Source organism: Apilactobacillus apisilvae, assembly GCF_023380225.1.
GTDB lineage: Bacteria > Bacillota > Bacilli > Lactobacillales > Lactobacillaceae > Apilactobacillus > Apilactobacillus apisilvae.
In genome coordinates this window covers 873,003-898,836 of the sequence record NZ_CP093362.1, presented here as the reverse complement: position 1 = coordinate 898,836, position 25,834 = coordinate 873,003, and the positions used below count along the sequence as shown (strand labels likewise).

The following is a 25,834-nucleotide window of genomic DNA, read 5'->3' as shown; positions in this document are numbered from 1 at the left end:
TAGGGAGAATTTATAAAAATGAAGAAGTTTAAATGGATGATTGGAATCATCATAATTTTAGTGATTGGTTTTTTGGGATTTAAATTAGCTAAATCTGTGCATATTAATATGGAGCAAAATCAACAGTTGCAAAATAATCAGAACCAAATTGCTGAGACGCAAAAGAAAGAAGCAGAAGCTAAACACAAATTTGCTGTTAGTATTGCTGAACCATCAATCAAAGTTTATAAAAAGAACCATCAAGTACTTCCAAGTATTGTTGTAGCTCAAGCAATTCAAGAATCTAATTGGGGAACTTCTGCACTTTATAAGAAAGCTAATAATATTTTTGGGATTAAAGGCCATTATAAAGGGCAATCAATTCGTTATTATACTGATGAATATGTAAGTAATGACACTCAAACGCCAAAGGGCGCTAAAATTGTCCGTGAAGGTGATCAGAAAAAAGTTTCTGTTCCGGCTACTTTTAGAAAGTATCCAAGTATTTTGGAAGCAATTGAAAATCATGATCGAGTAATTGCTTTAAACTTTATTAAGAAAAAGAATGTTTCAAGTTACGTTGAACAAGCTAAGATGTTACAGGAAAATGGTTATGCAACTGATCCTAACTATTCTAAGTCCTTAATTAATCTGATTCGTCAATATAACTTAGAAAAATACGACGATAAAGCAGTAAATGGTTAATATTATTTATCCTTTTTGTTGATTTTAATATATAATGTGTAGTACAAAAATAAATTTAAAAGGAGACCTTAGTTGTTATCTATATTAAATAAATTATATGGTCCATTTTTCGATGGAAATAATTGGATGAATGTTATAACTTCTGAAGATGCTTGGATTGTTATCCTATCTTTGGTATTGATTGAATGTTTATTATCTGTTGATAATGCTGTTGTTTTAGCGGCGCAAACACAAGTACTACCAAACAAAAAAGAACAAGAAGAATCTTTATTCTATGGTATTTGGGGTTCTTATGTGTTTAGATTTCTAATAATTGGGCTAGGAACGTTCCTTATTCATCTGTGGGAAATTAAAATCATTGGTGGATTGTATCTGTTTTATTTAGCATATAAACACTTCTTTGGTCGCGAAAAGCCTAAGAAAAATTTGGCTAATAAAGCTAAGCCTGGTAGTAGAAAACAATTTTGGATGACAGTGGCACAAATTGAATTTATGGATATTGTTTTCTCTGTCGATTCCGTTTTAGCTGCTCTTGCTATTTCATCTAATCCAGTAGTTGTTTTAATTGGTGGATTAATTGGAATTTTATGTATGCGTGGAATTGCTGAAGTTATCATGTTAGTTATGAAGAAAATTCCAGAATTGAAATCAATGGCTTATTTCTTAATTGCAGTAATCGCATTGAAATTAGTATTGTCAATTCCAGCAATTGATATTGAAATACCACCATTACAATTTGGATTAATTGTTTTAGCTACATTTGCTATAACAATTATTATTCACTTTGTACGTCGAAAAAAGTAATTAGGGAGGAACTATTATTTCAGTTAAGATTACTAGAAATAATTTATCAGCCGAAACTGATAATAAAATAACGGTTATCGATTTTTGGGCACCTTGGTGTAACCCATGTAAAATGATGGAACCAGTTATGAACAAAATGGAAGAGCAATTTTCAGAAGATATTCATTTTGGTCAAATAAATGTTGATGGAAATGAAGATATTGCTGAAAGTTACAAAGTAATGGGACTACCAAGTATTGTCTTATTTAAAAATGGGAAGGCTGTTGAAAAAGTAACCGGATTATATTCTAGCGAAAAAATGGCCCACTACTTAAATCGCAAATTGGACGAAGTTTAATTTAATTGACTTTTCAAAATTAAAGTGATAATCTTATTTTAACCTAATACAAGAAAAACGAATATTCCAAAACTAAGTAACAAATTAACTGTGAGTCAGGAAGTCGACGGTTGCTGCGAGTCGATCAGGTTAATTTTGATGAAATACATTGGATAGTGTCTACCCAGAACGGAACTAGAACCGTTATTTTCTAGCTAGAGTGAAGAATCTTTTTTAAGATTCTTAATTTGGGTGGTACCACGGTAAAATAAAAATTAATTCGTCCCTGTTGTTTTAAACAACAGGGACTTTTTTTATGGAAAGAAGCGATTTTATGACAAAAAATAATTGTGGGGGTAAGCCTCGATATCTAAACGTTAATTAATTACATATGCTATTAAAAAATTAGGGAGCGTTTATATTATGGAAAATAAAAAACCAAAAGTAAGTTTATTAGAAGGAATTATAGTCTTATTAATAATGATTTGTATGATGTCATTTGGTGTAATTGGATTAGGCATTTCACCTGAAGTACCAATTTTAGTTGGTATCTTATTGCTAGTCTTTTGGGCTAAATTTAGAGGATTTCAATGGGATGATATTGATGAAGGCTTTATAGTTGGGGTTAAAAATGGAATTGTACCTTTATTTATATTTATATTAATTGGTAGTTTAATTGCTGTGTGGATTGCATCAGGAGTTATTCCCAGTTTAATGGTATTTGGTTTTCATTTGATTAATGTTAATTGGTTCTTACCATCAATATTTTTGGTTTGTGCATTGGTAGGAACTGCGATTGGGAGTGCTTTTACTGTTATTTCAACTTTAGGAATTGCTTTTATGGGAATTGGAATTACAATGGGGATTAATCCAGCAATGATTGCTGGTGCAGTTATTTCAGGAGCTGTTTTTGGCGATAAATCTTCGCCATTATCAGCAACGGTTAATTTAGCATCTGCAGTAGCTGGTGCTGACTTAATAGCTCATATCAAAAACCTAATGTGGTCAACAATTCCAGCAATGGTTGGATCATTTATAATCTTTGTATTTTTAAATCATAGTAGTGGTTCTGCTAGTTTAGGTAATGTTAGCAAGACTGTCGCAACATTGAATTCTAATTTTAATATTACTATCTGGGCAGTTGTACCAGTTGCACTTCTGCTAATTTGTGCTTGGAGTCACATCCCAACGATTCCGACTTTATTCATTAATATTATTGCATCATCAATTTTATTATTTATTGAGCACCCACATTTTGGCATTATTAAGTTAAATGATTTAATTTTAAATGGTTTTGTTTCTAAAACTGGTAATAAATCCGTTGATGTTTTATTATCACGTGGTGGTATCAGTTCAATGATGGGAACTATTTCATTGATTATGATTGCGCTAGCTTTTGGTGGATTATTAATGCATTTAGGTATTATTGATGCTGTTATTAATCCGTTAGCTAAACGATTAAATTCCGATGCTAAATTAATTGTCACAGTTATCTTTACTGCAATCGGAGTTAATATTTTTGTTGGTGAACAATTTTTATCTGAAATTTTACCAGCTAATGCTTTCAAAAACGTTTTCAAAAAAGCAGGATTGGCTCCAGTTGCATTGAGTAGAGCGCTAGAAGATGGTGGAACTGTAATTAACTACTTAGTTCCTTGGGGTGTTGCTGGAGCATTTATCTCAGCAACGTTAAATGTACCGGCAAGTCATTTTGCACCATTTGTATTTCTAAGTATTCTTTCGCCAATTTTTTCTATATTAAGTGCAGTGACAGGAATTGGGATTAAACATTTGAAAAAATAATATATTTTAAAAATTAAGGATGCTTTTAGCATCCTTTTTTGTTTCATTTTTGCCTATATGCAACATCATAAATGTATTAAAAGAAACTAATTATAATTAATATAAAAATTTTATAGAATATCAAATTTTGGGACATTTACAAAACATTGCCATGTTAGTATTTTGAATATATATAATCACTAATTATTACGAAAGTATTACAAATGTTTCTTATAACGTTTAGTTTGTAATTAAATCGATATTTATATGTAATGTTATCCAGATAGAATATTGTCTCGTTGCTTAATTTTAAGTAATAATTGCTATTATATATTTTTTATAGGAGTGTTCTTATCGGTAAGTCTAATTATTATTTTATTTTCTCTTTTATCGTGATTCTTTTATTAGGATCAATTTCTATTTTTCGTAATTCTATAGATACTAAAGCTAATGACAATTCTATAGTTACTGTGAAGTCTGGCGATACTCTGGAAAACCTGTCAGATAGATATAATGTTTTTATTTCTATGTTAGAAAAGACCAATAATAAATATGATGACAATCAATTATTGGCAGGGGATCATTTATTATTACCACTTGCTTCTGGTGATAAAAATGATTCCAAACCTAAAGCAAAAAATAACGATGTTAAGGTTAAAAAAGAATCTACTCAAAAGCAGCAAACTGTTGCTAAAGAATCTGAGGAACAAATTTGGAATCAAGCTAATGCTGATGCTAAAGCTTGGATTTCTTTTCATGAGTCGACTGATTCTTATACTGCACAAAATGGTCAATATTATGGCCGTTATCAGTTAGATCGCAATTATCTTGCTGGTGATTATTCACCTGACAACCAGGAAAGAGTTGCTAATCAATATGTGTCAGATCGATATGGATCATGGGTAAATGCCAAAGCACATTGGGAAGCTAATAACTGGTATTAAAATTAGTAAACTCCTACAAACTTTAAAAGTTTGTAGGAGTTTTTTTATCTTTGTAACTTTATAAATCCTATTTTAATAACTTTGAAGTCAAAATATCTTTCATAAAGTTACATTAATAAAACATTATTACAAAATAATCTTATTTTTTAACATTAGTGATATATTTATGTAAAAAAAAGATTGTACGATGATGGCAGTTGATTGATAGAGATTAAGAAAACGACAATTGAAAACAAAATATATTTCAGATTTCTTATAGGAGGATTTTATTATTAAACCAAAAAATATCAAATCAATTTTATTTGCAACTGCTGCCGCTGCCGGATTATTTATTGCCGGTGGAACTGCTGCTAATGCGGACCAAAATTCAAATTCTAATGTACAACAAACACAAGTAGCTTCAACAAATACAATTACTGTTCAATCTGGGGACTCATTGTGGAGTTTAGCTCAAAAACACAATGTTTCATTAGATTCTTTAGAACAAGCAAACAATAACGTTTCAAATAACACTATTTATGTTGGTGAAAAATTAGTATTACCTACTGATTCACAACAAGTAGTTTTAGGTGATAATGTGCAATCACAACCCCAAAATCAAACACAATCTGCACAAACCAATAATCAAACACAATCTGCACAAACCAATAATCAAAATCAATCAACTAATAATTATACTACTTCTAGCAGTGATAATTCTGCTAAAGAATGGATTGCATCTCATGAATCTACAGGTTCATACGAAGCTTCAAACGGCCAATATTATGGTAGATATCAAATATCTAAAGCTTCTTTAAATGGTGACTACTCTCAAGCAAATCAAGAAAAAGTAGCTGATCAATATGTGAACTCACGTTATGGATCATGGGAAAATGCTAAGTCATTCTGGCAACAAAATGGTTGGTACTAATTTCTATATTAGTTCTAACAACGAAAATGTGCATTGAGATATTCTCAATGCACATTTTTTGTATATCAAGTTTTTTTATAACTTTTTTCATACATAATTCATAATATTTATCCAATCCAGTAAAATACAAAATGCTTCTATATCGATGTTTGTAAAACAATGAATTTCTTTATATTACATTAGTAAGACAATATTACGAAAATGCCAATTATTTTAATTTTCATGATAAGTCTGTGTAATGGTTACCATGTACTATATGAAACAGTTAATCAATAACGATTAACACTTTGGAAAATTATCGAATACAAGATATAGAATTTTATAGGAGTGAATTATTATTATTAAGTTAAGAAATGTAAAGTCAATGTTATTTGCAACAGCTGCTGTTGCTGGTTTATTTATCGCTGGTGCAAGTTCTGCTAACGCTGATCAAACTACTTCAAGTTCAAATGGACAACAAGTTACTGTTCAATCTGGTGATACTTTATGGAGCTTAGCTCAAAAACACAACGTATCTCTATCTTCATTAGAACAAGCAAATAACAAAACATCTGATTTTATGATCTATGTTGGTGAACAATTACAATTACCAACTAATGCTTCAGATACAAGTGCTCAACAACAAACAACTCAGGCACAACCTGTCCAACAAGAAACACAAGCACAAAGTCAACCTCAACAACAAACCACACAAACAGCTGATACTAGTTCAACTGCATCAACTGATACTAACTCAGCTAAAGAATGGATTGCTAACAAAGAGTCAAGTGGTTCATATAATGCTTCAAATGGCCAATACTATGGTCGTTACCAATTAGACAAGAGCTACCTAAATGGTGACTACTCTGAAGCCAACCAAGAAAGAGTTGCTAATCAATATGTAACTTCACGTTATGGATCATGGGCTAATGCACAATCATTCTGGCAACAAAATGGTTGGTATTAAAATTAAATTTTAATATTAACTATTTTATAAAAATCATCTGATTTAAGGTTTATGAAGATTTATCTTCATGAACCTTTTTTTATTAACTTGTAAATATTATTTGTTGTGTTATTATTGTTTATAATAAATACGAAAGACCTTTTAATTGTTGACCAGAGAGTCTACCAAGGGTTGTTAATAATTCTGCTAGTGTAAACTGTAGAAACCTTGGGACTTTCTGAATTTTCAGGAAGTCTTTTTTTTAACCTTTTTCAATTAATTTGCTCCAGAGAGGGTAACATTGGATTTTACATACGGACAAAGTCCATCCAAAGTACCTTACTCTATGGAGTGGGGTACTTTTTTTATATCTGGGAGGACTTATAATGACTATTAAAAATAATTTTTTAAATATTAATTCACTATCGAATGATGAAATTAAAAATTTAATTTTGCTAGCTCACGAGTTTAGAAATGGTAAGCAAGTTAAATTAAATCAGCCCATTTACTCAGCTAATTTATTTTTCGAGAATAGCACCAGAACACATACATCTTTTGAAATGGCACAACGTAAGTTAGGATTACAAAGCTTTGATATTAATCCACAAACTAGCTCAATGCAAAAAGGTGAATCTTTATCAGATACGGTTAAAACTCTTCAAGCAATTGGGATGAATTGTTTAATAATTCGCCATAAGGCCACTGGTTGGTATAAAGAATTACTAGCAGATCCTAATATTAAGCTCTCATTAATTAATGCGGGTGATGGTAGTGGTCAGCATCCTTCGCAAAGCCTATTAGACCTAGTAACCATTGACGATGAATTTAAAAAATTTTCTGGACTAAAAATTGGTATTATTGGTGACTTATCACATTCTAGAGTTGCAAGATCTGATGCGGAAATATTAAAACATTTAGGTGCTCAAATTTACTTTTCTGGTCCGAAAGAATGGTATCCAAAGGATTTTAACAATTTTGGTGAATATGTAAATTTTGATGAAATTATTGAAAAATTAGATGTTGTCATGATGTTAAGAGTGCAACTAGAACGTCTTAATCAAGAACTAGTATCATCATTCACGCCAAATAATTACTTTAAACATTATGGATTAACTGAATCAAGAGCAGCCGAAATGAAAAAAGATGCAATTATAATGCATCCTGCACCAGTTAATCGTGATGTTGAAATTGCTTCAAGTTTAGTTGAATCACCGCATTCAAGAATCTTTAGGCAAATGCAAAATGGTGTATTTGCTCGAATGGCGATTTTAGCAACTATTTTAAAAAATCAAGGTTTGTTGGAGGAATATAAATGCAAAAGTTAATTAAGAATGTAATTTTAAACAAACGAAAAGTAGACATTTTAGTTAAAGATGGTGTTATTACCAAAATCGCTCCAGAAATTATAGAAGATAATGTAGAAATTTTTGACGGTCAAAATAATGAAGTTTTGCCAGGGTTAGTCGATGTACATGTGCATTTTAGAGATCCAGGTCTTACTTATAAAGAAACAACTGAAACTGGAACCATGGCAGCTGCTCATGGAGGGTTTACTAGCGTCTTCGCGATGCCAAATGTACAACCGGTTGTAGATAGTCCTGAAATCCTAAAGAAACAAATTGAAAATAATGACGATAAAAGTTTAGTTCATACTTACCAATTTGCTGCAATTTCCAGTAATTTAATTGCTTATAAAACGACTGAAATTGAAAAGATGGCCAATTTAGGTGCAATTGGATTTACTAACGATGGTCATGGCGTTCAAGACAGTGAAACTATGTATCAAGCAATGTTAGATGCTAAAAGATCTAATAAACCGATTTCAGCGCATGTTGAAGATGAAAGTCTTATTAAAGGTGGAGTTATGAATGCAGGTTCCGCTGCTAATAAGTTAGGCTTATCAGGAATGAGCCCATTATCCGAATCCAGTCAATTAGCTCGTGATTTAGTGTTAGCTAAGGCAACTGGTGTTCATTACCATGTTGCCCATATTTCAACAAAAGCATCAGTTGAACTTATAAGAATTGCTAAAAAAGAAGGCGTTAATGTAACAGCTGAAGTTTCACCACACCATTTATTATTAGACGATGAAATGATTGAAATGGACAATCCAATGATGAAAATGAATCCACCACTTAGAACCCCTACGGATCGAAAAGCATTAATTGGCGGCTTGTTAGATGGCACTATTGATATGATTGCTACCGACCATGCTCCACATAGTGAAAGTGAAAAGACTGGTTCAATGTTAGATGCTTCGTTTGGAATAGTTGGGTTAGAAACTGCGTTTAGTTTAATTTATACTCATTTCGTAAAAAGTGGGTTGGTTGATATGGACACTTTGATCAATTGGATGAGTTTGAATCCAGCTAAACAATTTAATATTAATGCAGGTGAAATTAAAGTGGGCATGCCTGCTGATCTAACAATCATGAACTTAAACGATTCATATAAAATCAATTCTAATGACTTTTTATCCAAAGGTAAGAATTCACCATTCATTGGCCAAAAGGTCTATGGAAAAACGATGGCAACATTTGTTGATGGAAAGCTAGTTTATAAAGATAGGAGTAAAAATTAATGAAAAGATATTTAGTTTTGAAAAACGGTTCTATTTATAAAGGCTATGCTTTTGGTTCGAATAAAATAGTTCATGGTGAGTTAGTTTTTTCAACTGGAATGACTGGGTATCAAGAAAGTATGACTGACGCTAGTTATGATGGTCAAATGTTAGTTTTTACATATCCATTAATTGGTAATTACGGAATTAATCGTGACGATATGGAAAGCTTACATCCCACCATTGATGCAATTATTGTTAAAGAAGTTGCCAGATTAGTTGGCAATTGGCGTAGCAAAATGACACTAAAAAATTACGCCGAAGTTGAAGATTTACCAGGAATTTCGGGTGTTGATACTCGAGCCTTAACTAAAGAGTTAAGAAATGAAGGTTCAATGGAAGCTGTTATTGTTGAAAGTCTAGATGAACAAACCATTAAAACTGCTTTTGCTAGTCCTTTAAAAAGCACATCTGCTAAAAAAGCTTCAACTGAAAGTATTTATCAAGCTCCTAATAGTGGACTTAGAGTTGCAATGATGGACTTTGGTTTAAAAGATTCTATTTTAAGAGCTTTAGCTAAGCGTAATGTTAACGTGATGGTTTTTCCTTCCGAAACTAGCGCTGAAGAAATTATGAAGAGTGGACCTGATGGTCTACTACTATCGAATGGCCCCGGTAACCCAGAAGATGTGGCTTATGCTTTACCAACAATTAAGCAGTTGGAAGAACAATTACCAGTTTTAGGAATTTGTATGGGACATCAATTATTTGCCCTTGCTAATGGAGCAAAAACCTACAAAATGAAATTTGGTCATCGTGGATTTAACCATGCGGTTCAGGATAAAAACCAATTAAGAACTAATTTTACTTCACAAAATCATGGCTATGCAGTTGACGAATCATCACTACAAAATACTAATTTAGAAGTAACCCAACGTGAAATTAATGATGGAACTGTCGAAGGACTAAAGTTAAAAAATCATGCTGCCTTTTCAGTTCAATATCATCCAGATGCTTCACCTGGTCCACACGATGCCGAATATGTATTTGATGAATTTATTGATGCTATGAAAAATGTTAAGAAAGCGGGTAATAAATAATGCCAAAGCGTACAGATATTAAAAAAATCTTAGTGATTGGTTCAGGTCCAATCATTATTGGACAAGCTGCTGAATTTGATTATTCTGGTTCACAAGCATGTTTATCATTAAAAGAAGAAGGATATGAAGTTATTTTAATTAACTCTAATCCTGCAACCATTATGACTGATACAGAAATTGCCGATAAGGTATTTATTGAACCCATTACGGTGGATTTCGTTAGCAAAATTATTCGTCAAGAATTACCAGATGCCATTTTACCAACATTAGGTGGGCAAACTGGACTAAATATGGCTAAAGAATTAGCTGATTCAGGTATTTTAAATGAATTTAATGTCGAGCTATTAGGAACCAAATTAGATGCGATTGAAGAGGCCGAAGATCGTGAACGTTTCAAAGAATTAATGGTCCAAATTGGCGAACCGGTTCCTGAATCAAAAACTGTTAATAGTATAGAAGAAGCAGTAAACTTTGCTAACCAAATTGGTTTTCCACTGGTGATTCGTCCAGCTTATACTTTAGGCGGAACCGGTGGTGGCTTTGCTTATAATATGGAAGAGTTTAAAGAGATTATGCATAATGGGTTGCGATTGTCACCAATTAGCCAAGTTTTGGTAGAAAAATCCATCATGGGTTATAAAGAAATTGAAATGGAAGTTATGCGTGATCATAAAGACAATGCCATGATTGTTTGTTCAATGGAAAATATTGATCCAGTTGGAATTCATACTGGTGACTCTATCGTTACATCACCAGTACAAACATTATCCGATCGTGAATATGAAATGATGCGGGATGCTGCCTTAAAAATAATTCGTAGTTTGCATATTGAAGGTGGCTGTAACGTTCAAATGGCATTAAGTGAAGATAGTATGCAATATTACATTATTGAAGTTAACCCACGAGTTTCGCGATCTTCTGCATTAGCATCTAAAGCCACTGGTTATCCAATCGCTAAATTAGCAGCAAAAATTGCAGTTGGCTTAAACTTAGATGAAATAAAAAATCCAATTACTCAAACCACTTTAGCTCAATTTGAACCAGCATTAGACTATGTAGTTACTAAGATTCCACGTTGGCCTTTTGACAAATTCGTTAGTGCTGATAACCACTTAGGAACACAAATGAAAGCCACTGGTGAAGTTATGGCAATTGGTCGAACCTTTGAAGAGTCGATTTTAAAAGCGATTCGCTCACTAGAAATTGGTAAAAATTACTTTGATCGTGAAGATTATCAAAATATAGAAACTAAAGATTTAATAAATAATTTAATGCCAGCGACTGATAATCGAATTTTTGAAATTGCTGAGTTAATTCGTCGTGGAGTAACAATTGAAGATTTATCAGATAAAACTAAGATTAATGTTTTCTTTCTAGATAAAGTCAAACATATTATTGAAATAGAAGAACAATTGAAACATGATCAATCGATTGAAATTTTAGAACAAGCTAAACAATATGGATTTAACGATGAAACTATTGCTAAAATATGGCATCAAAATCCAGATGAAATTAGAATAACTAGAAAGAAAAATAATATTATTCCAGTTTATAAAATGGTTGATACCTCTGCTGGAGAATTTGAATCGCATACTCCTTATTACTATTCCACTTACGAAAAAGAAAATGAATCAGTTAAAACAAATAAGCCTTCAGTTTTAGTTTTAGGATCGGGACCAATCAGAATTGGTCAGGGGGTGGAATTTGATTACGCAACTGTTCATGGTGTTCAAACAATTCAAAGAATGGGTTATGAAGCAATTATTATGAATTCCAATCCAGAAACAGTTTCGACTGACTTTTCAATATCAGATAAGCTTTACTTTGAACCATTAACATTAGAAGATGTGTTAAATGTAGTGGATTTGGAAAAACCGGAAGGGGTTATTGTTCAATTTGGTGGTCAAACAGCAATTAATTTAGCGGAAGATTTGCACACTAGAGGTGTGAATGTTTTAGGAACAACAGTAGAAGATATTAATCGGGCTGAAGATCGGCATCAATTTGATGCAATTATTAAACAGCTAAAATTACCTCAGCCGCAAGGTGATACCGCTACTAACACTGAAGAAGCTTTAAAAATTACGGGAACAATTGGTTATCCAGTTATGATTCGTCCATCTTATGTATTAGGCGGAAAAGCAATGGAAATTGTTAATAACGATGATGAACTTAAAAATTATATGCACAATGCTGTTAAGGCTTCTAATGATCATCCAGTTTTAATTGATTCATATCTATTAGGCTCAGAAGCTGAAGTTGATGTAATTTCTGATGGTGAAACCGTAGTTATCCCTGGTATTTTGGAACATGTAGAAAGAGCTGGAATTCACTCGGGGGATTCGATGGGGGTTTGCCCACCCCAACAAATGAATATAAGTGTTCAAAAACAAATTGAAGATGATGCAATTAAATTAGCCCAAGCGCTAAATACAAAGGGATTAATGAATGTACAATTTGTCATTAAAGATGAAAAAGCTTATGTAATTGAAGTTAATCCAAGGGCATCTCGGACGGTACCTTTTATGTCCAAAGTTACTAACGTACCAATGACACAATTAGCAACTAAAGTTATGCTAAAAGAAAAACTGTCGGATCTGGGATATTACACCGGATTGGTTGAAAAATCAAAACGTATCAGCGTTAAAGCCCCAGTCTTTAGCTTTTCTAAATTACCAATGGTTGATAATACTTTAGGGCCTGAAATGAAATCGACGGGTGAAGCGATGGGATCAGATGAAACATTTTCTAAAGCTTTATATAAAGCTTTTATTGCATCAGGGATTCAAGTTCCAAATACTGGGGCCGTTTTATTTACTGTCTGTGATGAAGATAAACCCGAAGCTTTAGGCTTAGCTAAACGTTTTCGCCATTTAGGTTTCCAAATTGAAGCGACTGAAAATACCGAAAAATACTTTGAAGAAAATAATCTTGATACTAAACATGTTGGCAAAGTTGCGAACGAAGATAGTATTAACCCAGTTACTGAATTATATAGACATCATGTTCAATTAGTGGTTAATACTATTGATAATTCAAATACAACTTTTGATGATGAAGCTAAAATTAGAGGAGCAGCAATTGAAAGCTCAGTTCCTTTATTTACAGCATTAGATACGGTAGCTTCATTGATAAATGTTTTAGAAGCCCAATCATTTGATGTAACTGCATTATAAATAGGGGGAGTTAATTCTTATGAAGATTGATTTATCATCCAAAATTCAAAATGTTAAATTTGAAAATTTATTTTTAAATGCTTCAGGAATTCATTGTCAAACTAAAGAAGAGTTAGACGATTTAATGAATAATTCATATTCTGGGGGGATGGTTACTAAAAGTGCAACTTCCAATCATCGCTTTGGTAATCCGTTACCCCGTTACCATTCATTGCCATCCGGATCAATTAATTCAATGGGGTTACCAAATGAAGGTTTTGATTTTTACTTAGACTATGTAACTAGAACTGAACAAAAGAAACCAATTATTTTATCGGTAGCAGGTATGTCAAAAGAAGAAGATTTAGAATTGTTACATCAGATTCAAGATTCTGATTATCAAGGCTTAACGGAATTAAACTTATCTTGTCCTAATGTAATTGGAAAACCACAAATGGCGTATGATTTTCAAGGATCAGATATAATGCTAAATGAAATCTTTAAATTTTTTAAAAAGCCATTAGGAATTAAGTTACCACCATATTTTGATTTAGTTCATTTTGATAAAATTGCTAGTATCTTAAATCAATACCCCTTAAGCCATGTTAATACCATTAACTCAATTGGTAACGGTATGTGGGTTGATATTGAAAGTGAAAAAGTAGTTTTGAAACCTAAAGGGGGCTTTGGTGGTATTGGGGGAGCAATGGCCTTACCAACTGCTTTAGCGAATGTTAGAGCGCTTCGCCAACGTTTGAATTCTTCAATTGATATTATTGGAACTGGTGGAGTTACTACTGGTCGTGATGCTTTTGCACATATTCTTTGTGGTGCCAATATGGTCTCGATTGGGACGCAAGTTTACGAAGAAGGATTAGGTGCTTTTGAAAGAATCACTAGTGAGTTAAAGGAAATTATGAATTCTAAAGGTTATCATTCATTAGATGATTTTAGAGGTAAGTTAAAAACAATTGAAGATTAAACTAAATATAGTCCACAAAAGGTATCTTAAGTCTTTTGTGGACTATATTTTAATTGCTTATGCATTTTTAAAAGAGTCAAAAACACTTTTTTCACCAGTACTTGCATTATCTCGGTAAAAATCTATTAAAATCTTAATTGCAGAATGATCATATTTCACGCAATTTATGTGTTTTACTATTTCCAGTTCTTCATAAATATCTCTGGGAATCGATAAATCTTTTTTTACTCTTAAATTATTACTCATCATTGAAACATTCCTTCTAATCAAATTTAAATATAATTTTAAGCAAACCTAAACGAGTATATCATATTGAATTTATACTTACTAATAATTAGATTCGTTATTTTTAAATAAAATGTCTAATCTTTTATAAAAATATAAATACCTTATGTAAAAAAGCTCTTACGATATTTAATGTAAGAGCTTTTTGTGATTATTCATCGATACTATCAACTAGCATATAATTTACTTTTCTTAATGCCATTAAATCTTTACCACCAGCATATGAGATAGCTGATTGTAAATCTTCTTTCATTTCAGTTAAAGTGTCAGATACTTTTCCACGGTAAGGAATTAGTAATTGACGACCTTCAACATTATGACGAGCGCCTTTTTGCTTAGCGGATGCTGAGCCCCAATATTGCTTAAATTTTTTACCATCTTTTTCAACGATTTCACCAGGTGATTCTAAATGTCCAGCAAACATAGAACCGACCATAATCATTGAAGCACCAAATTTAATGGATTTAGCCAAATCACCATTGGTTCTAATTCCACCATCAGCAATCATTGGTTTAGTAGCAACTTTTGAGCACCATTTAAGGGCTGATAATTGCCAACCACCAGTACCAAAACCAGTTTTATATTTAGTAATACATGCTTTACCAGGACCAATGCCAATTTTAGTTGCATCGGCACCAGCACGTTCAATTTCACGTACTGCATCGGGAGTACCTAAGTTACCAACAATTAGGAAAGTTTTAGGTAAATTTTCTTTAATATAATGAATCATTTTAATGACGAAATCTGAATGACCATGAGCTACATCAATTGTGATGTATTCAGGGTTTTCATTAGCTTCTTTTAATTCATCAACGAATTTATATTCAGCATCCTTTATTCCCACACTAATTGATGCAAATAATTGTTTCTGATGCATATTTTTTACAAAATCTAAACGTTCTTCCGGATAAAAACGGTGCATAACGTAAAAGTAATCATTACTAGCCAACCAAGTAGCTAAATTTTCATCGATAACAGTTTCCATGTTTGCTGGTACGACTGGTAATTTAAAGGTATGAGGGCCAAATTTAATTGAAGGATCTGCTTCAGAACGACTTTTAATAATACATTTTTCTGGTAATAGTTGAACGTTATTATAATCAAAAGTTTGCATAATATATTTACCTCACTTTATTTAACATCATTTTCTTGCCAAACATTTTTTAAGATATTTGTAGATTCACGATCAGGTCCTACAGCAAAAGTACATAGACTAACGCCAATAAGATCAGCAACTCGTTTTAGATAATGCTTTGCATTTTCAGGTAGTTCATCAACGGTTTTGCACTTAGTTATATCTTCATCCCAACCAGGCATATTTTCATATACTGGCTCACATTTATCTAAGACATCTAAATTAGCAGGATAATAATTTAAAATTTTACCTTCATATTTATAAGCGGTACATACTGGAACTGTCTTAAAACCAGATAGGACGTCTAAACAATTTAATGAAAGATGTGTAAATCCAGAAATACGAGCAGCATGTTTAAGGACAACAGTATCTAACCAACCAATTCTTCTAGGGCGCTTGGTTACAACCCCATATTCATGGGCTACATCTCTAATATGGTCACCTTTTTCATCGAATAATTCGGTAGGAAATGGTCCTTCACCAACTCGTGAAGTATAGGCTTTACAGACACCAACCACTGAATCAATTCGATTTGGGCCGATTCCAGTTCCAACGGATGCATTTCCTGCAATGGGATTAGATGATGTAACAAATGGATAAGTTCCTTGATCAATATCTAACATTGATCCTTGGGCACCTTCGAATAATACTTTTTTGTTTTGATCTAAATATTCGTTAATTAATAATGAAGTATCACAAACATATTTTTTAATTTGTTGGCCCATTTCATAATATTCCTTAAAAATATCATCAAAATTAAACGGTTCCAGATCGTACATCTTATCTAAAATATTATTTTTAATATCTAATGCTTGATGCAACTTTTTAGCGAAAGTATCTTTATCGATTAAATCTGCAATTCTAATTCCAATTCGTTCTAATTTATCCATGTAGGCAGGACCAATTCCCTTATGGGTAGTTCCTAGTTTAACCTTTTTAGATTGTTCTTGTAATTTATCAAATAAAATATGATAAGGCATAATTACTTGAGCTCTTGAAGATATTCTTAGGCCTTCATAACTAATGCCATTTTCTTTTAAATAACGCATCTCTTGAAGTAACGTTTTTGGATTAACAACTACGCCATTCCCAATCACACTTAGTTTGTCAGAATAGAAGATTCCAGATGGAATTAAACGACAATGAAACTTTTTACCATCAATAACAATGGTATGACCAGCATTATCACCGCCAGAATATCTGACAATCATATTAGCTTCCTGACTCAAAAAGTCTGTTATTTTTCCCTTTCCTTCGTCTCCCCATTGACTACCGACAATCACGATTGATGACATAAAGTCCACCCCAAATTTATAAGTATTGTTAGTTTTATAGTTTATAATTTAACTAGAATGATTAATTATCACTCCAAGAAAATATTTTAACAGTTTATAAAAATAAATCAAGAACTATATTGTATATTATTATTGAAATTATTCGTGTTTTAGCCAAAAAAAGTATTTTTAAAAATTTTTGTTTGATTATTTAAATGAAAAAACGAATGGTGTGTGCTAAAATATTGTTATATTAATGATATAAATGAGGAGTTGGCATTGATGATTGATCGTTACACAAGAGAAGAAATGGGTACAGTATGGTCAAAACATAATCAATATGCATCATGGCTAGAAGTTGAAATCGCGGTTGATGAAGCATGGGCTAAGCTAGGTGAAATACCTGAATCAGATGTGGAAAAAATTAGTAAGAATGCTACATTTGATGAACATGAAATTGCTAAAATTGAAAAAATTACTCATCATGACGTTGTTGCATTTACTCGTGATGTTTCAAAATCACTTGGTGATGAGAAAAAGTGGATTCACTTTGGGATGACAAGTACTGATGTTGTTGATACTGCTCAAGGATATCGCTTGAAACAAGCCAATCAAATTTTAAAAAAAGATCTTGAAGAATTAACTAAAACAATCGCTAAAAAAGCTTTAACATATAAAGATACTGTTATGATGGGACGTACTCATGGTGTTCAGGCTGAGCCAACTACTTTTGGATTAAAAGTAGCGCGTTGGTATTCAGAAATGAAAAGGAATATTAAACGTTTTGAACTTGCTTCAAAAGAGGTTGAAGCTGGTAAAATTTCTGGAGCTGTTGGGACTTTCGCTAACGTTGATCCATTTGTAGAAAAATATGTATGCGAAAAATTAGGCTTACGTCCTCAAGAAATTACTAGTCAGATTTTACCTCGTGATTTACATGCTGATTACATTGCTTGTTTAGGGTTAATTGCAACTAGTTTAGAAGAATTTGCAACTGAAATTAGAAGTTTACAACGCTCTGAGATTCACGAAGTGGAAGAACATTTTGCTAAGGGACAAAAAGGTTCATCTGCAATGCCACATAAAAGAAATCCAATTGGTTCTGAAAATATTTGTGGACTAGCTCGTGTCGTTCGTGGACATGTTACGACAGCATATGAAGATATTCCTTTATGGCATGAAAGGGATATTTCACATTCATCAGCGGAACGAATTATTTTACCAGACACTACTATCTTACTAGATTATATGTTGCATCGTTTTAACAAGATTGTGGCTGATTTAGATGTATTTCCAGAAAGAATGAAGAAAAATCTTAATATTACTAATGGTTTAATTTATTCACAACGTGTAATGCTTAAATTGATTGATGCAGGGATGTCAAGGGAATCAGCGTATGACTTAGTGCAACCGCTAACTGCCATTTCATGGGATCAAGATAAGCAGTTCAAACCGTTAGTTGAAAATAATGAAGAAATTAAAAATCATTTGTCTAAAGATAAAATTGAAGATGCTTTTGATTACCATTATCATATTCGTCATGTGGATGATATTTTTAAAAGAATTGGCTTATTAAAATAAAAATAAAAAGCTTAGAATTTTTAATTCTAAGCTTTTTTCTATACATAAGTGTGTATAAATTCTTTAACTTTTTGTTTATAAGCAACTGGGTTAATCCAGAAACTTTCTTCATGGTCTGCCTTAGGAACAATCCATAACTGCTTAGGACCTTTTGATGCATTATAGTTGATGCATGACATATATGATGGAACATAAATATCACTACCACCATGAATAAATAAAATAGGTAAATTATTTTTCTTCAGTGCATTCGTACAAGAAGCATTGTGTAAGCGATAACCAACGCGATGCCAATTAATTGCACTAACTAGCGGTTCAAAAGGGTATGCTGGCAAGTGAAATCTTTCTTTTAGTAAGTAATTAAATTCATCACCAACGTTTGAGTAACCACAATCGGCAATAATACCGTTAACTTGATCCGGTAATTCTTCACCACTTAACATTGTTACAATGCCGGCTCCCATACTAATACCAAATAGCAATATTTCTGAGTCTAAACCAACCTTGTAAATGACCATGTTAATCCAACGTTTATAATCAATTCGATCAGTCCAACCATAACTAACATATTTTCCATCGCTATCACCATGTGCTCGATCATCTGGAGCTAAAACATTAAATCCTAATTCATGATATAGTTTGATGAAGTTGGCCATGGTTTCTCGATTGCACCCAACACCATGTGCCATTACAACCGTTTTATTAGTTTTGGTAGCGGCTGGTACATATGAAGCAACCATTTTTTCACCAGTCTCTTGTTCATGCAAAATCCATTCATCTTTAGGAATGGCACGAAACCAATCTACATAGCGATAATATTGATATGCAAATTTCAACTGTTTAGTTTGAGGGACTGGTTCGGCATCTTTCCGACTCATACCTAATTTAAAAAGATATTCACTAAATGTAAATACACCAATTCCTACAGATGCTGAAACAATTCCAAAAGTAGTTGCTACTTTTTTTATGCTCATAACAATCCCTCCTAACTTTTATTATTTATCTAAATAAATTGTTCTTAACTTGTTAATTTCATCATCAGTTAACTCAATGAATTCGTGTAAAAAGTTATTCATATTACCATATTCTTTTTTAATTGTGTCCATTGCTGCATCAAAATATTTTTCATCGACACTGTATAAGTTTTCTAGATTTTTTTTCAAAATGTTATTCATACCATAATTTGAGTATTGATTAATCTTTAATTGGACATATGGTTTCATTTGTTCTTTTGACATTAAGTAATCTTTTTTGATAGTTTCTTCATCAACCCCTAACGCAAATAAAACAAAGGCAGCTGACAAACCAGTTCGATCCTTACCTTGTGCACAATGAAAAAGAACTGAACTATTATCTGAATCATTCTTAAGTAGGGTATCGAATAAATTTCTAAATGCATTTTTGGCGCTATCTTCGGTCACCATACTTTGATAGGATAAAATCATATTATCTTCACCTAAGGTAGGGTTAATACTGTATTGCTTAGCATATTCTTTATCTGTTTTATCATGACCAGTATTGAATACAGGGTTAGGAATGAAGTCAACATCAGGAATTAGCTTATCACTAGCATTTTTACGTTCTAAATCTGAACGTAAATCAACATCATACTTAACGCCATATTTAGCTAAATAGGTTATATCATCTTTTGATAAATCAGATAGTTCTCCTGAGCGAACTAATTTATTCCATTTAATTTTTCGACCATCTTTGGTACGATATCCGCCTAGGTCTCTGAAGTTATAGCCATTTTTAACATCTAAAAGTCTTTTATTTTCCATTTTATCCCTCATTATTAATGTTGATTATTTATACTTCATTGTAAAAGAAAATATTAATGATTGAAAGTATATACACATTTTATAAGATTAATAATTTGTGTTACCTTATATATATGAGATTATTTAACTATAAGGAGTGAATATATATGAAAAAGAAATTATCATCTGTATTAATCATGACAGCTTCATTAGTATGTTTAGGTTTAGCTAGTAATGTTTCTGTATCTGCTAATAATGAAGGTCATAATAAAAAAGTACATAAAGTAGTCAAGAAAAAACAAAATAAAAAACAGCCAAAACATACTTTTAAGCCAGTTATTAATAAATGGTATAACGGTACTCCAAAGGGAATTCGTGGGACTTGGTATCACAATGATTCTAATCCTAGATATAATGCTTATATAACTTATAATGAAAACCAAAGTGCTGGTAATTATTTTGAAAATAACGCTGATGATACTTTTACTCCTGAATATGCCAAAGGATTGATAAATATTCGCTATAGTTATTTGGGTAATAATAAGTATAAAATTCGCGGTGTAGAATATTTACGTACTGATAGCAACAATAGACCAGTTAGTGAACACGAATACTATGAATATAAGGTTAACGTGTATCCAAATAGACTCCATTTTGAATTAGGTCACAATGTAAAAGATTATGTTAAAAAGCCTAATTTTAAAATTAAACAATCAGAAGACAACCAATAGCAAAGAAGTCATCCTTAAAAGGGGTGGCTTTTTTGCTAAGCTAAATTATTGTACTTATGAAAAAATTCTTATATCTTATATAAGGAAGGTGATAAAATGAATATTTTAGTTGCTGCACCAAGCAATAGCTTTGATATTAATAAGATTAAAGAGAATTTTGCAGAAAATGGTAATTTCGATAATGATAATATTTATTATGAAGATGAGTCACTATCATCAGATATTTTAAACAGAATTGATATTTTTGTTGGATATAATAAACAACTATTAGATGAAATATTAAGTAGTGACCAATCACAATTAAAATGGATTCAAGCTCTATCAGCAGGTGTCGATTATTATCCATTAGATCAATTAAAGGATAAAAAGATTGCCTTAACAACAGTTAGTGGAATTCATGCGGAACCAATTGCTGAATCAGTAATTGGGATGATTTTAGGTAGTTATCGTGCAATCAATGAATCAGCACGAAAGAGAAATTGGTATAAACCAACTAGTATGCTTAAAATGATTAATGGCAAACATGCGGTGGTATTTGGCACTGGTCATATTGGTGGCAGAATTGCTGAATTATTAGATGCATTTGGTGCCAAAACAGTTGGTGTGAACCATAGCGGTCATCCAGCAAAGAATTTTGCTGAAACTGTAAGTATGGATAATGTTACTAATGAAACCAAAGTTTTGGATGCTGATATTATTATTAATGCTTTACCATTAAGTGATAGTACTTATCACTATTATAATGATAAATTTTTCAATTTATTAAATAAACAACCAATGTTTATCAGTATTGGTCGTGGACCAAGTACAGTTACTCAAGATTTGATTGATGCTTTAAATAATCATCAATTAGGATCTGCTGCACTAGATGTTACTGATCCAGAACCATTACCTGAAGATAGTCCACTATGGAAGATGGACAATGTTTTAATTACTCCTCATATTTCAGGAATTCATGCTGAATATATGGATGAATCTTTAGCCATTCTAGATGAAAATATGCAATCATTTAATAATGATGGTAAACCAAGTAAAAATTTAGTTAACCTTGATGAAGGTTATTAAACAAAAATAAGCCGCTAATAGTAGCGACTTATTTTTTATTATTCATTAATCTTCAACTGTTTGACGACTGCTTTGTTTATTACTTTTAACGAAATGAACAGTTAAACCGACTAATAAACCAACCATTGCTGGAACAACCCAGTCCATACCAATTGATGCTAATGGAAGGTAACTTTGTTGGAAGTTTGTAACTGCTGTTCCAAAAGCACTTTGTGAAACTACCGGTGGAAATGATGATACCATATCCATTAATGCTGGTACGGTCGTGAATAATACTACGAATAAATAAACAACGGAGTCACGCTTAAATAGTGGTGAGAACACTGATAATAAGATTAATACCATTGCAAATGGGTATAAGAACATCAACATTGGTGTTGACCATTGGATAATTGTATCCAAACCAAAGTTAGCAGTCATGAATGATGCTAAACACATTAATCCTAACCATTGACGGTAACTTAAAAATGAAAAATGTTTATGAAAGTCTTGTGCAAATGCAGCAACTAAGCCCATTGCAGTGGTTAAACAAGTTAATGTTAATAAAGTAGCTAATAAAGCATGACCAACATTGCCCATATAGTAGCCCATTAATTGATTAAATGCAGTTCCACCATCAGCTGATCCTTTAAATTGATTTAAAGTGGTTGCACCTAACCATACTAAGACTACATAGATAACTGCAACTAAACCTTCAGCTAACAATCCGGCTTTAGCTGTTACTTTAGCATTGCTTAATGGGTTGGTTTTACCAAGTTGATTAACAGCAGTCACGACGGTGACTCCAAAGGCTAATCCAGCTAAAGCATCCATTGTGTTATATCCTTGTAGGAACCCATTGAAAAATGATCCATTTTGATAGGCAGAAGTAGCAACTTGATTTGCAGCACTACCCATTGGATGAAGGAAGCCTAGTAGGAAGATTGAGAATAATAATAATAAAAACACAGGATTTAATAATTTACCGATGCTTTTCATAATGCTAGATTCTTTATATGAAAGTAAAAATGCAGCTAAGAAGAATAAGAATGAGAAAATTAATAAGCCTAAATGACTGTATTTTTCAGGCAGTAAGGGTTGAACTCCCACACTAAAAGGCACTGTCGCAGTTCGTGGAGTCCCAAATAAAGGTCCGATGGTTGCATGGATTAATACCATAAAGACTAATGCAAATGCACCACCTAGTGGTTTTCCAATATCATAGACACCTTTTGAATGAGTAACACTAATTGCTAAAACTGAAAGTAGTGGTAATACTACGGCTGTACAGAAAAAGCCAAGCATTGCTAACCACCAGTTAGAACCAGCTAATTGTCCTAAGTGAAGTGGAAAAATTAAATTTCCAGCACCAAAGAATAGTGCAAATAATAGTGAACTAACAACTAAGTATTGTTTTAAAGATAATGGTTTTTTGTTTAAATCTTCCATGAATAAAATCCTCCGATATATTGAAAAATATGTTTTTTATGAATTGAATCGCTACTTGTATAATAATCTGAATCGGACTATCCAAAACCATCATCTCCTTTTTTAATTATGTATTAACTGAGTAAACAAAAAACGCCCTTAATCCATTACTGGACTAAGGGCGTCATAGTGACACGGTACCACCTTACATTTGTAGACTAAATAAAAGCCTACCTTTCCACGTACAATCATACGCTGACACTATAAGGGGTGTACCCCATGTACTTTAATCCACTCGTTTAAGTACATTGCTCGAAAGGGATTTTCACAATTAGTCTAATGCTTCCTTTCACCTAACGAAGCTCGCTTGAAAAGACATCCTTGTTACTCAACTTTCTCGTCGCAATTAATTTATTTATAGAATATCATAATGCTAAAGATTTAAATTGTCAATCTAATAAGTGAAAAAATATATAACGATAGTTTTTATTTAAAATAACATGATATGTCATGGTATAATATAAATATAAATTTAACGATAAAAAAGTTAATTATACATTTGATCAAGTTTCGGCTCTTGGCCAAAAGGAGAAAGAATTTATGAAAATTGATAATTATGTACCAAAAGATAAACGTAAAGATGTTACTGACAAGCGGATTAAAAATTTAAAATTAATGAGTAAGGTTGCTATTTTCACTTCTTCATTAATGTATATTGCATATATTCCAGAAATTATTCAAAACTTTTCTGGTGATCCGGTCAGTCCTATTCAACCATTTGTGGCAACGATTAATGCCACCTTGTGGACATTATATGGTTGGTTTAAAACTTATCGTGATTGGCCATTAGTTATTTCCAATGTTCCGGGAGTTATTTTTGGCTTTATTACATTGGCAACAGTTTTTATTCACTAAAATATAATACATGTTTTTGGCAGACTTGTGTCTGCCTTTTTTATTTTAGCTATCTAAAAATTGGTAAAATATTGTTATAATACATATTAATAATGTATTGGGAGGATTTTAAATGTCTAAAAAGGGTAAAATTACGATGTTGTTATTTTTTATATCAATTATTTACGTAATTATATTTATGCATCCTACCTTATGGCGTGATGAAAGTTTTACGATGGCGTTAGTTAAACATAACTATCTAGATATTATTCATTTAGATTCAATGGATGTACATCCACCGTTTTATTATATTTTATTAAAAGCATACTTAAGTATTACAACTTTTTGGACGAGCTCATTATTTATAAAAGTTATTTTTGCTAGGTTATTTTCATACATAGTAACTATTTTAGCCTTTATTACCTTAGGCCGAACGGTACGAGCTTTTGGTGTGACGGGTGGGAATGCCCTTCAATGGGCAGGTGTCTTTTTAGCACCTAGCGTAATGAGATATGCAACCCAAATTAGAATGTACGCATTGGCGGGACTACTGTTAGCGTTGTTATTAAATCAACTGCAACATTATGATAATTCGCATAAACCGGGGCACATTATTTTAGCGGTATTATTTGCTTCACTAGCTTCATATACTCATTACTTTGCGGCAGTTTCTGCTGGATTTTTATTATTACTTTATTTTGTTAAATTTGTTATTCAAAAATATAATACTCAATCTTTGGTATATTCAATTGTACTTTTCTTAGGTATGTTTTTTCCTTGGGGGATTGTCGCATATTTTCAAGTTCAGAATGTTGCTAATAATTATTGGATCCCATCGATGGATGCAGAAAGCGTCTTAGATGATTTAGTTAATTTATTTACTGATATTCATACATTAACGATCTATGATAATTGGTTTGCAATTTTGATGATGCTCTTATGTATTTATCCAATTATTTGGAGTTATCGAGAAATGAACAAAAGATTTAATTTATTGTTTTCTTTTGTGATGATTGATTTCATGCTTACTGCATTAACTGGTTTACTAGTATCTATAATGATGAGACCAATTTACTTGGCTAGATATGCTTACCCAATTTATTTAATTTTTATTTTCTTTATTGCTGTAATTATTAGTCAGATGTTAGCAAAATCATGGCAAAAACGTGGTTTTAAAATTTTAAATTACTTATATTTAGCTTTAACCGGTTTATTAATGGCTTCAAATGTTGTCTTTATGGGACAAAGTCAAGTCATCAATTATGATCTGCGAAGTTTTGATTTAATGAGTTCGGTTGAAGGATATAAGGATATACCTCGTGACACTATTAATGTAAATCCTAATCAAGGCGTGAATAATATTGCGCAAAAAATAGTGTATATTGATTCAATCGGCAAAAGGGTTCGTTTAAAGGACTTTGACATTAATCACTTATTAGGAAATGAAAACCGAAAACTGTTTCATGGTGTTTATGACAATGTTGATATGGATAGTGTGAAAGATGTAAAAGATTGATAACTTATAATGTTATCAATCTTT

23 protein-coding genes and 1 other annotated feature are annotated in these 25,834 nt (G+C 32.0%); of the genes, 17 read left to right on the top strand and 6 right to left on the bottom strand.

What is annotated here, in order from left to right; all coding sequences use genetic code 11:
* Positions 1-18: 18 nt before the first annotated feature.
* The 12 genes from MOO46_RS04620 to MOO46_RS04565 all read left to right on the top strand — a co-directional run bounded on the left by MOO46_RS04620 (position 19) and on the right by MOO46_RS04565 (position 14,162).
* Positions 19-684, top strand: a complete 666-nt coding sequence (locus tag MOO46_RS04620; protein WP_249510526.1) for a glycoside hydrolase family 73 protein — start codon at positions 19-21, stop codon at positions 682-684.
* Between the two features lie 126 nt (positions 685-810).
* Positions 811-1,488: a TerC family protein gene (locus MOO46_RS04615; RefSeq protein WP_249511705.1), complete on the top strand. Its 678-nt coding sequence runs from the start codon at positions 811-813 to the stop codon at positions 1,486-1,488.
* Between the two features lie 16 nt (positions 1,489-1,504).
* The gene (trxA, locus tag MOO46_RS04610; protein ID WP_249511704.1) at positions 1,505-1,825 is read left to right on the top strand and encodes a thioredoxin; all 321 of its coding nucleotides are present in this window, start codon (positions 1,505-1,507) and stop codon (positions 1,823-1,825) included.
* Between the two features lie 402 nt (positions 1,826-2,227).
* Entirely contained in the window at positions 2,228-3,607 is a 1,380-nt protein-coding gene (nhaC, locus tag MOO46_RS04605) for a Na+/H+ antiporter NhaC (RefSeq protein ID WP_249510525.1), read from the top strand.
* A 299-nt stretch (positions 3,608-3,906) separates the two neighbouring features.
* A complete protein-coding gene (locus MOO46_RS04600) occupies positions 3,907-4,530 on the top strand; it encodes an aggregation-promoting factor C-terminal-like domain-containing protein (protein WP_249510524.1) in 624 nt (207 codons plus the stop codon).
* A 268-nt stretch (positions 4,531-4,798) separates the two neighbouring features.
* Positions 4,799-5,440 (top strand): aggregation-promoting factor, encoded by a 642-nt coding sequence (gene apf, locus MOO46_RS04595; RefSeq protein WP_317619379.1) that lies wholly within the window; start codon positions 4,799-4,801, stop codon positions 5,438-5,440.
* Between the two features lie 364 nt (positions 5,441-5,804).
* On the top strand, positions 5,805-6,386 hold the full coding sequence (gene apf, locus MOO46_RS04590; protein WP_249510523.1) for an aggregation-promoting factor: 582 nt from the start codon (positions 5,805-5,807) through the stop codon (positions 6,384-6,386).
* Positions 6,387-6,751: 365 nt separating this feature from the next.
* Complete coding sequence (locus MOO46_RS04585) at positions 6,752-7,690, top strand: aspartate carbamoyltransferase catalytic subunit (protein WP_249510522.1); 939 nt, start codon at positions 6,752-6,754, stop codon at positions 7,688-7,690.
* Positions 7,678-8,946: a dihydroorotase gene (locus MOO46_RS04580; protein WP_249510521.1), complete on the top strand. Its 1,269-nt coding sequence runs from the start codon at positions 7,678-7,680 to the stop codon at positions 8,944-8,946. The genes MOO46_RS04585 and MOO46_RS04580 overlap by 13 nt, the downstream gene beginning before the upstream one ends.
* The gene (locus tag MOO46_RS04575) at positions 8,946-10,025 is read left to right on the top strand and encodes a carbamoyl phosphate synthase small subunit (RefSeq protein WP_249510520.1); all 1,080 of its coding nucleotides are present in this window, start codon (positions 8,946-8,948) and stop codon (positions 10,023-10,025) included. The genes MOO46_RS04580 and MOO46_RS04575 overlap by 1 nt, the downstream gene beginning before the upstream one ends.
* Complete coding sequence (gene carB, locus MOO46_RS04570) at positions 10,025-13,201, top strand: carbamoyl-phosphate synthase large subunit (RefSeq protein WP_249510519.1); 3,177 nt, start codon at positions 10,025-10,027, stop codon at positions 13,199-13,201. The genes MOO46_RS04575 and carB overlap by 1 nt, the downstream gene beginning before the upstream one ends.
* A gap of 25 nt (positions 13,202-13,226) precedes the next feature.
* Positions 13,227-14,162, top strand: coding sequence for a dihydroorotate oxidase (locus MOO46_RS04565; RefSeq protein ID WP_249511702.1), 936 nt, complete (start codon positions 13,227-13,229; stop codon positions 14,160-14,162).
* A 57-nt stretch (positions 14,163-14,219) separates the two neighbouring features.
* On the opposite strand, the gene MOO46_RS04560 is transcribed toward MOO46_RS04565, so the two are convergent.
* The 3 genes from MOO46_RS04560 to MOO46_RS04550 all read right to left on the bottom strand — a co-directional run bounded on the left by MOO46_RS04560 (position 14,220) and on the right by MOO46_RS04550 (position 16,877).
* The gene (locus MOO46_RS04560; RefSeq protein WP_249510518.1) at positions 14,220-14,411 is read right to left on the bottom strand and encodes a hypothetical protein; all 192 of its coding nucleotides are present in this window, start codon (positions 14,409-14,411) and stop codon (positions 14,220-14,222) included.
* Positions 14,412-14,598: 187 nt separating this feature from the next.
* Positions 14,599-15,561, bottom strand: a complete 963-nt coding sequence (locus tag MOO46_RS04555; protein ID WP_249510517.1) for a GMP reductase — start codon at positions 15,559-15,561, stop codon at positions 14,599-14,601.
* 17 nt (positions 15,562-15,578) lie between these two features.
* Complete coding sequence (locus MOO46_RS04550; protein ID WP_249510516.1) at positions 15,579-16,877, bottom strand: adenylosuccinate synthase; 1,299 nt, start codon at positions 16,875-16,877, stop codon at positions 15,579-15,581.
* Between the two features lie 261 nt (positions 16,878-17,138).
* Between MOO46_RS04550 and purB the strand changes: the two genes are divergently transcribed.
* The gene (gene purB / locus MOO46_RS04545) at positions 17,139-18,437 is read left to right on the top strand and encodes an adenylosuccinate lyase (protein WP_249510515.1); all 1,299 of its coding nucleotides are present in this window, start codon (positions 17,139-17,141) and stop codon (positions 18,435-18,437) included.
* Positions 18,438-18,475: 38 nt separating this feature from the next.
* Here purB and MOO46_RS04540 read toward each other — a convergent pair whose 3' ends face one another.
* Positions 18,476-19,411, bottom strand: a complete 936-nt coding sequence (locus MOO46_RS04540) for an alpha/beta hydrolase (RefSeq protein WP_249510514.1) — start codon at positions 19,409-19,411, stop codon at positions 18,476-18,478.
* A 21-nt stretch (positions 19,412-19,432) separates the two neighbouring features.
* Positions 19,433-20,218, bottom strand: a complete 786-nt coding sequence (locus MOO46_RS04535; protein WP_249510513.1) for a tyrosine-protein phosphatase — start codon at positions 20,216-20,218, stop codon at positions 19,433-19,435.
* A 146-nt stretch (positions 20,219-20,364) separates the two neighbouring features.
* On the opposite strand from MOO46_RS04535, the gene MOO46_RS04530 reads away from it, so the two are divergent.
* Positions 20,365-20,928 (top strand): hypothetical protein, encoded by a 564-nt coding sequence (locus tag MOO46_RS04530; protein ID WP_249510512.1) that lies wholly within the window; start codon positions 20,365-20,367, stop codon positions 20,926-20,928.
* A gap of 96 nt (positions 20,929-21,024) precedes the next feature.
* Complete coding sequence (locus MOO46_RS04525) at positions 21,025-21,993, top strand: NAD(P)-dependent oxidoreductase (protein WP_249510511.1); 969 nt, start codon at positions 21,025-21,027, stop codon at positions 21,991-21,993.
* Positions 21,994-22,038: 45 nt separating this feature from the next.
* Here the strand turns inward: MOO46_RS04525 and brnQ are convergent, their stop codons facing one another.
* Complete coding sequence (gene brnQ / locus MOO46_RS04520; RefSeq protein ID WP_249510510.1) at positions 22,039-23,421, bottom strand: branched-chain amino acid transport system II carrier protein; 1,383 nt, start codon at positions 23,419-23,421, stop codon at positions 22,039-22,041.
* 153 nt (positions 23,422-23,574) lie between these two features.
* Positions 23,575-23,810 (bottom strand) — a binding site (T-box leader).
* Between the two features lie 190 nt (positions 23,811-24,000).
* On the opposite strand from brnQ, the gene MOO46_RS04515 reads away from it, so the two are divergent.
* Together MOO46_RS04515 and MOO46_RS04510 are read left to right on the top strand one after the other, a co-directional pair.
* Positions 24,001-24,315, top strand: a complete 315-nt coding sequence (locus MOO46_RS04515; RefSeq protein ID WP_249510509.1) for an SWEET family sugar transporter — start codon at positions 24,001-24,003, stop codon at positions 24,313-24,315.
* 112 nt (positions 24,316-24,427) lie between these two features.
* Entirely contained in the window at positions 24,428-25,810 is a 1,383-nt protein-coding gene (locus tag MOO46_RS04510; protein WP_249510508.1) for a hypothetical protein, read from the top strand.
* Positions 25,811-25,834: the final 24 nt, after the last annotated feature.

Coding starts and splice junctions, on each gene's coding strand:
- MOO46_RS04620 (WP_249510526.1), top strand. CDS start 19: ATGAAGAAGTTTAAATGGATGATTGGAATCATCATAATTTTAGTGATT.
- MOO46_RS04615 (WP_249511705.1), top strand. CDS start 811: ATGAATGTTATAACTTCTGAAGATGCTTGGATTGTTATCCTATCTTTG.
- nhaC (WP_249510525.1), top strand. CDS start 2,228: ATGGAAAATAAAAAACCAAAAGTAAGTTTATTAGAAGGAATTATAGTC.
- apf (WP_249510523.1), top strand. CDS start 5,805: ATGTTATTTGCAACAGCTGCTGTTGCTGGTTTATTTATCGCTGGTGCA.
- MOO46_RS04585 (WP_249510522.1), top strand. CDS start 6,752: ATGACTATTAAAAATAATTTTTTAAATATTAATTCACTATCGAATGAT.
- MOO46_RS04580 (WP_249510521.1), top strand. CDS start 7,678: ATGCAAAAGTTAATTAAGAATGTAATTTTAAACAAACGAAAAGTAGAC.
- MOO46_RS04575 (WP_249510520.1), top strand. CDS start 8,946: ATGAAAAGATATTTAGTTTTGAAAAACGGTTCTATTTATAAAGGCTAT.
- carB (WP_249510519.1), top strand. CDS start 10,025: ATGCCAAAGCGTACAGATATTAAAAAAATCTTAGTGATTGGTTCAGGT.
- MOO46_RS04560 (WP_249510518.1), bottom strand. CDS start 14,411: ATGATGAGTAATAATTTAAGAGTAAAAAAAGATTTATCGATTCCCAGA.
- MOO46_RS04555 (WP_249510517.1), bottom strand. CDS start 15,561: ATGCAAACTTTTGATTATAATAACGTTCAACTATTACCAGAAAAATGT.
- MOO46_RS04550 (WP_249510516.1), bottom strand. CDS start 16,877: ATGTCATCAATCGTGATTGTCGGTAGTCAATGGGGAGACGAAGGAAAG.
- purB (WP_249510515.1), top strand. CDS start 17,139: ATGATTGATCGTTACACAAGAGAAGAAATGGGTACAGTATGGTCAAAA.
- MOO46_RS04540 (WP_249510514.1), bottom strand. CDS start 19,411: ATGAGCATAAAAAAAGTAGCAACTACTTTTGGAATTGTTTCAGCATCT.
- MOO46_RS04535 (WP_249510513.1), bottom strand. CDS start 20,218: ATGGAAAATAAAAGACTTTTAGATGTTAAAAATGGCTATAACTTCAGA.
- MOO46_RS04530 (WP_249510512.1), top strand. CDS start 20,365: ATGAAAAAGAAATTATCATCTGTATTAATCATGACAGCTTCATTAGTA.
- MOO46_RS04525 (WP_249510511.1), top strand. CDS start 21,025: ATGAATATTTTAGTTGCTGCACCAAGCAATAGCTTTGATATTAATAAG.
- brnQ (WP_249510510.1), bottom strand. CDS start 23,421: ATGGAAGATTTAAACAAAAAACCATTATCTTTAAAACAATACTTAGTT.
- MOO46_RS04515 (WP_249510509.1), top strand. CDS start 24,001: ATGAAAATTGATAATTATGTACCAAAAGATAAACGTAAAGATGTTACT.
- MOO46_RS04510 (WP_249510508.1), top strand. CDS start 24,428: ATGTCTAAAAAGGGTAAAATTACGATGTTGTTATTTTTTATATCAATT.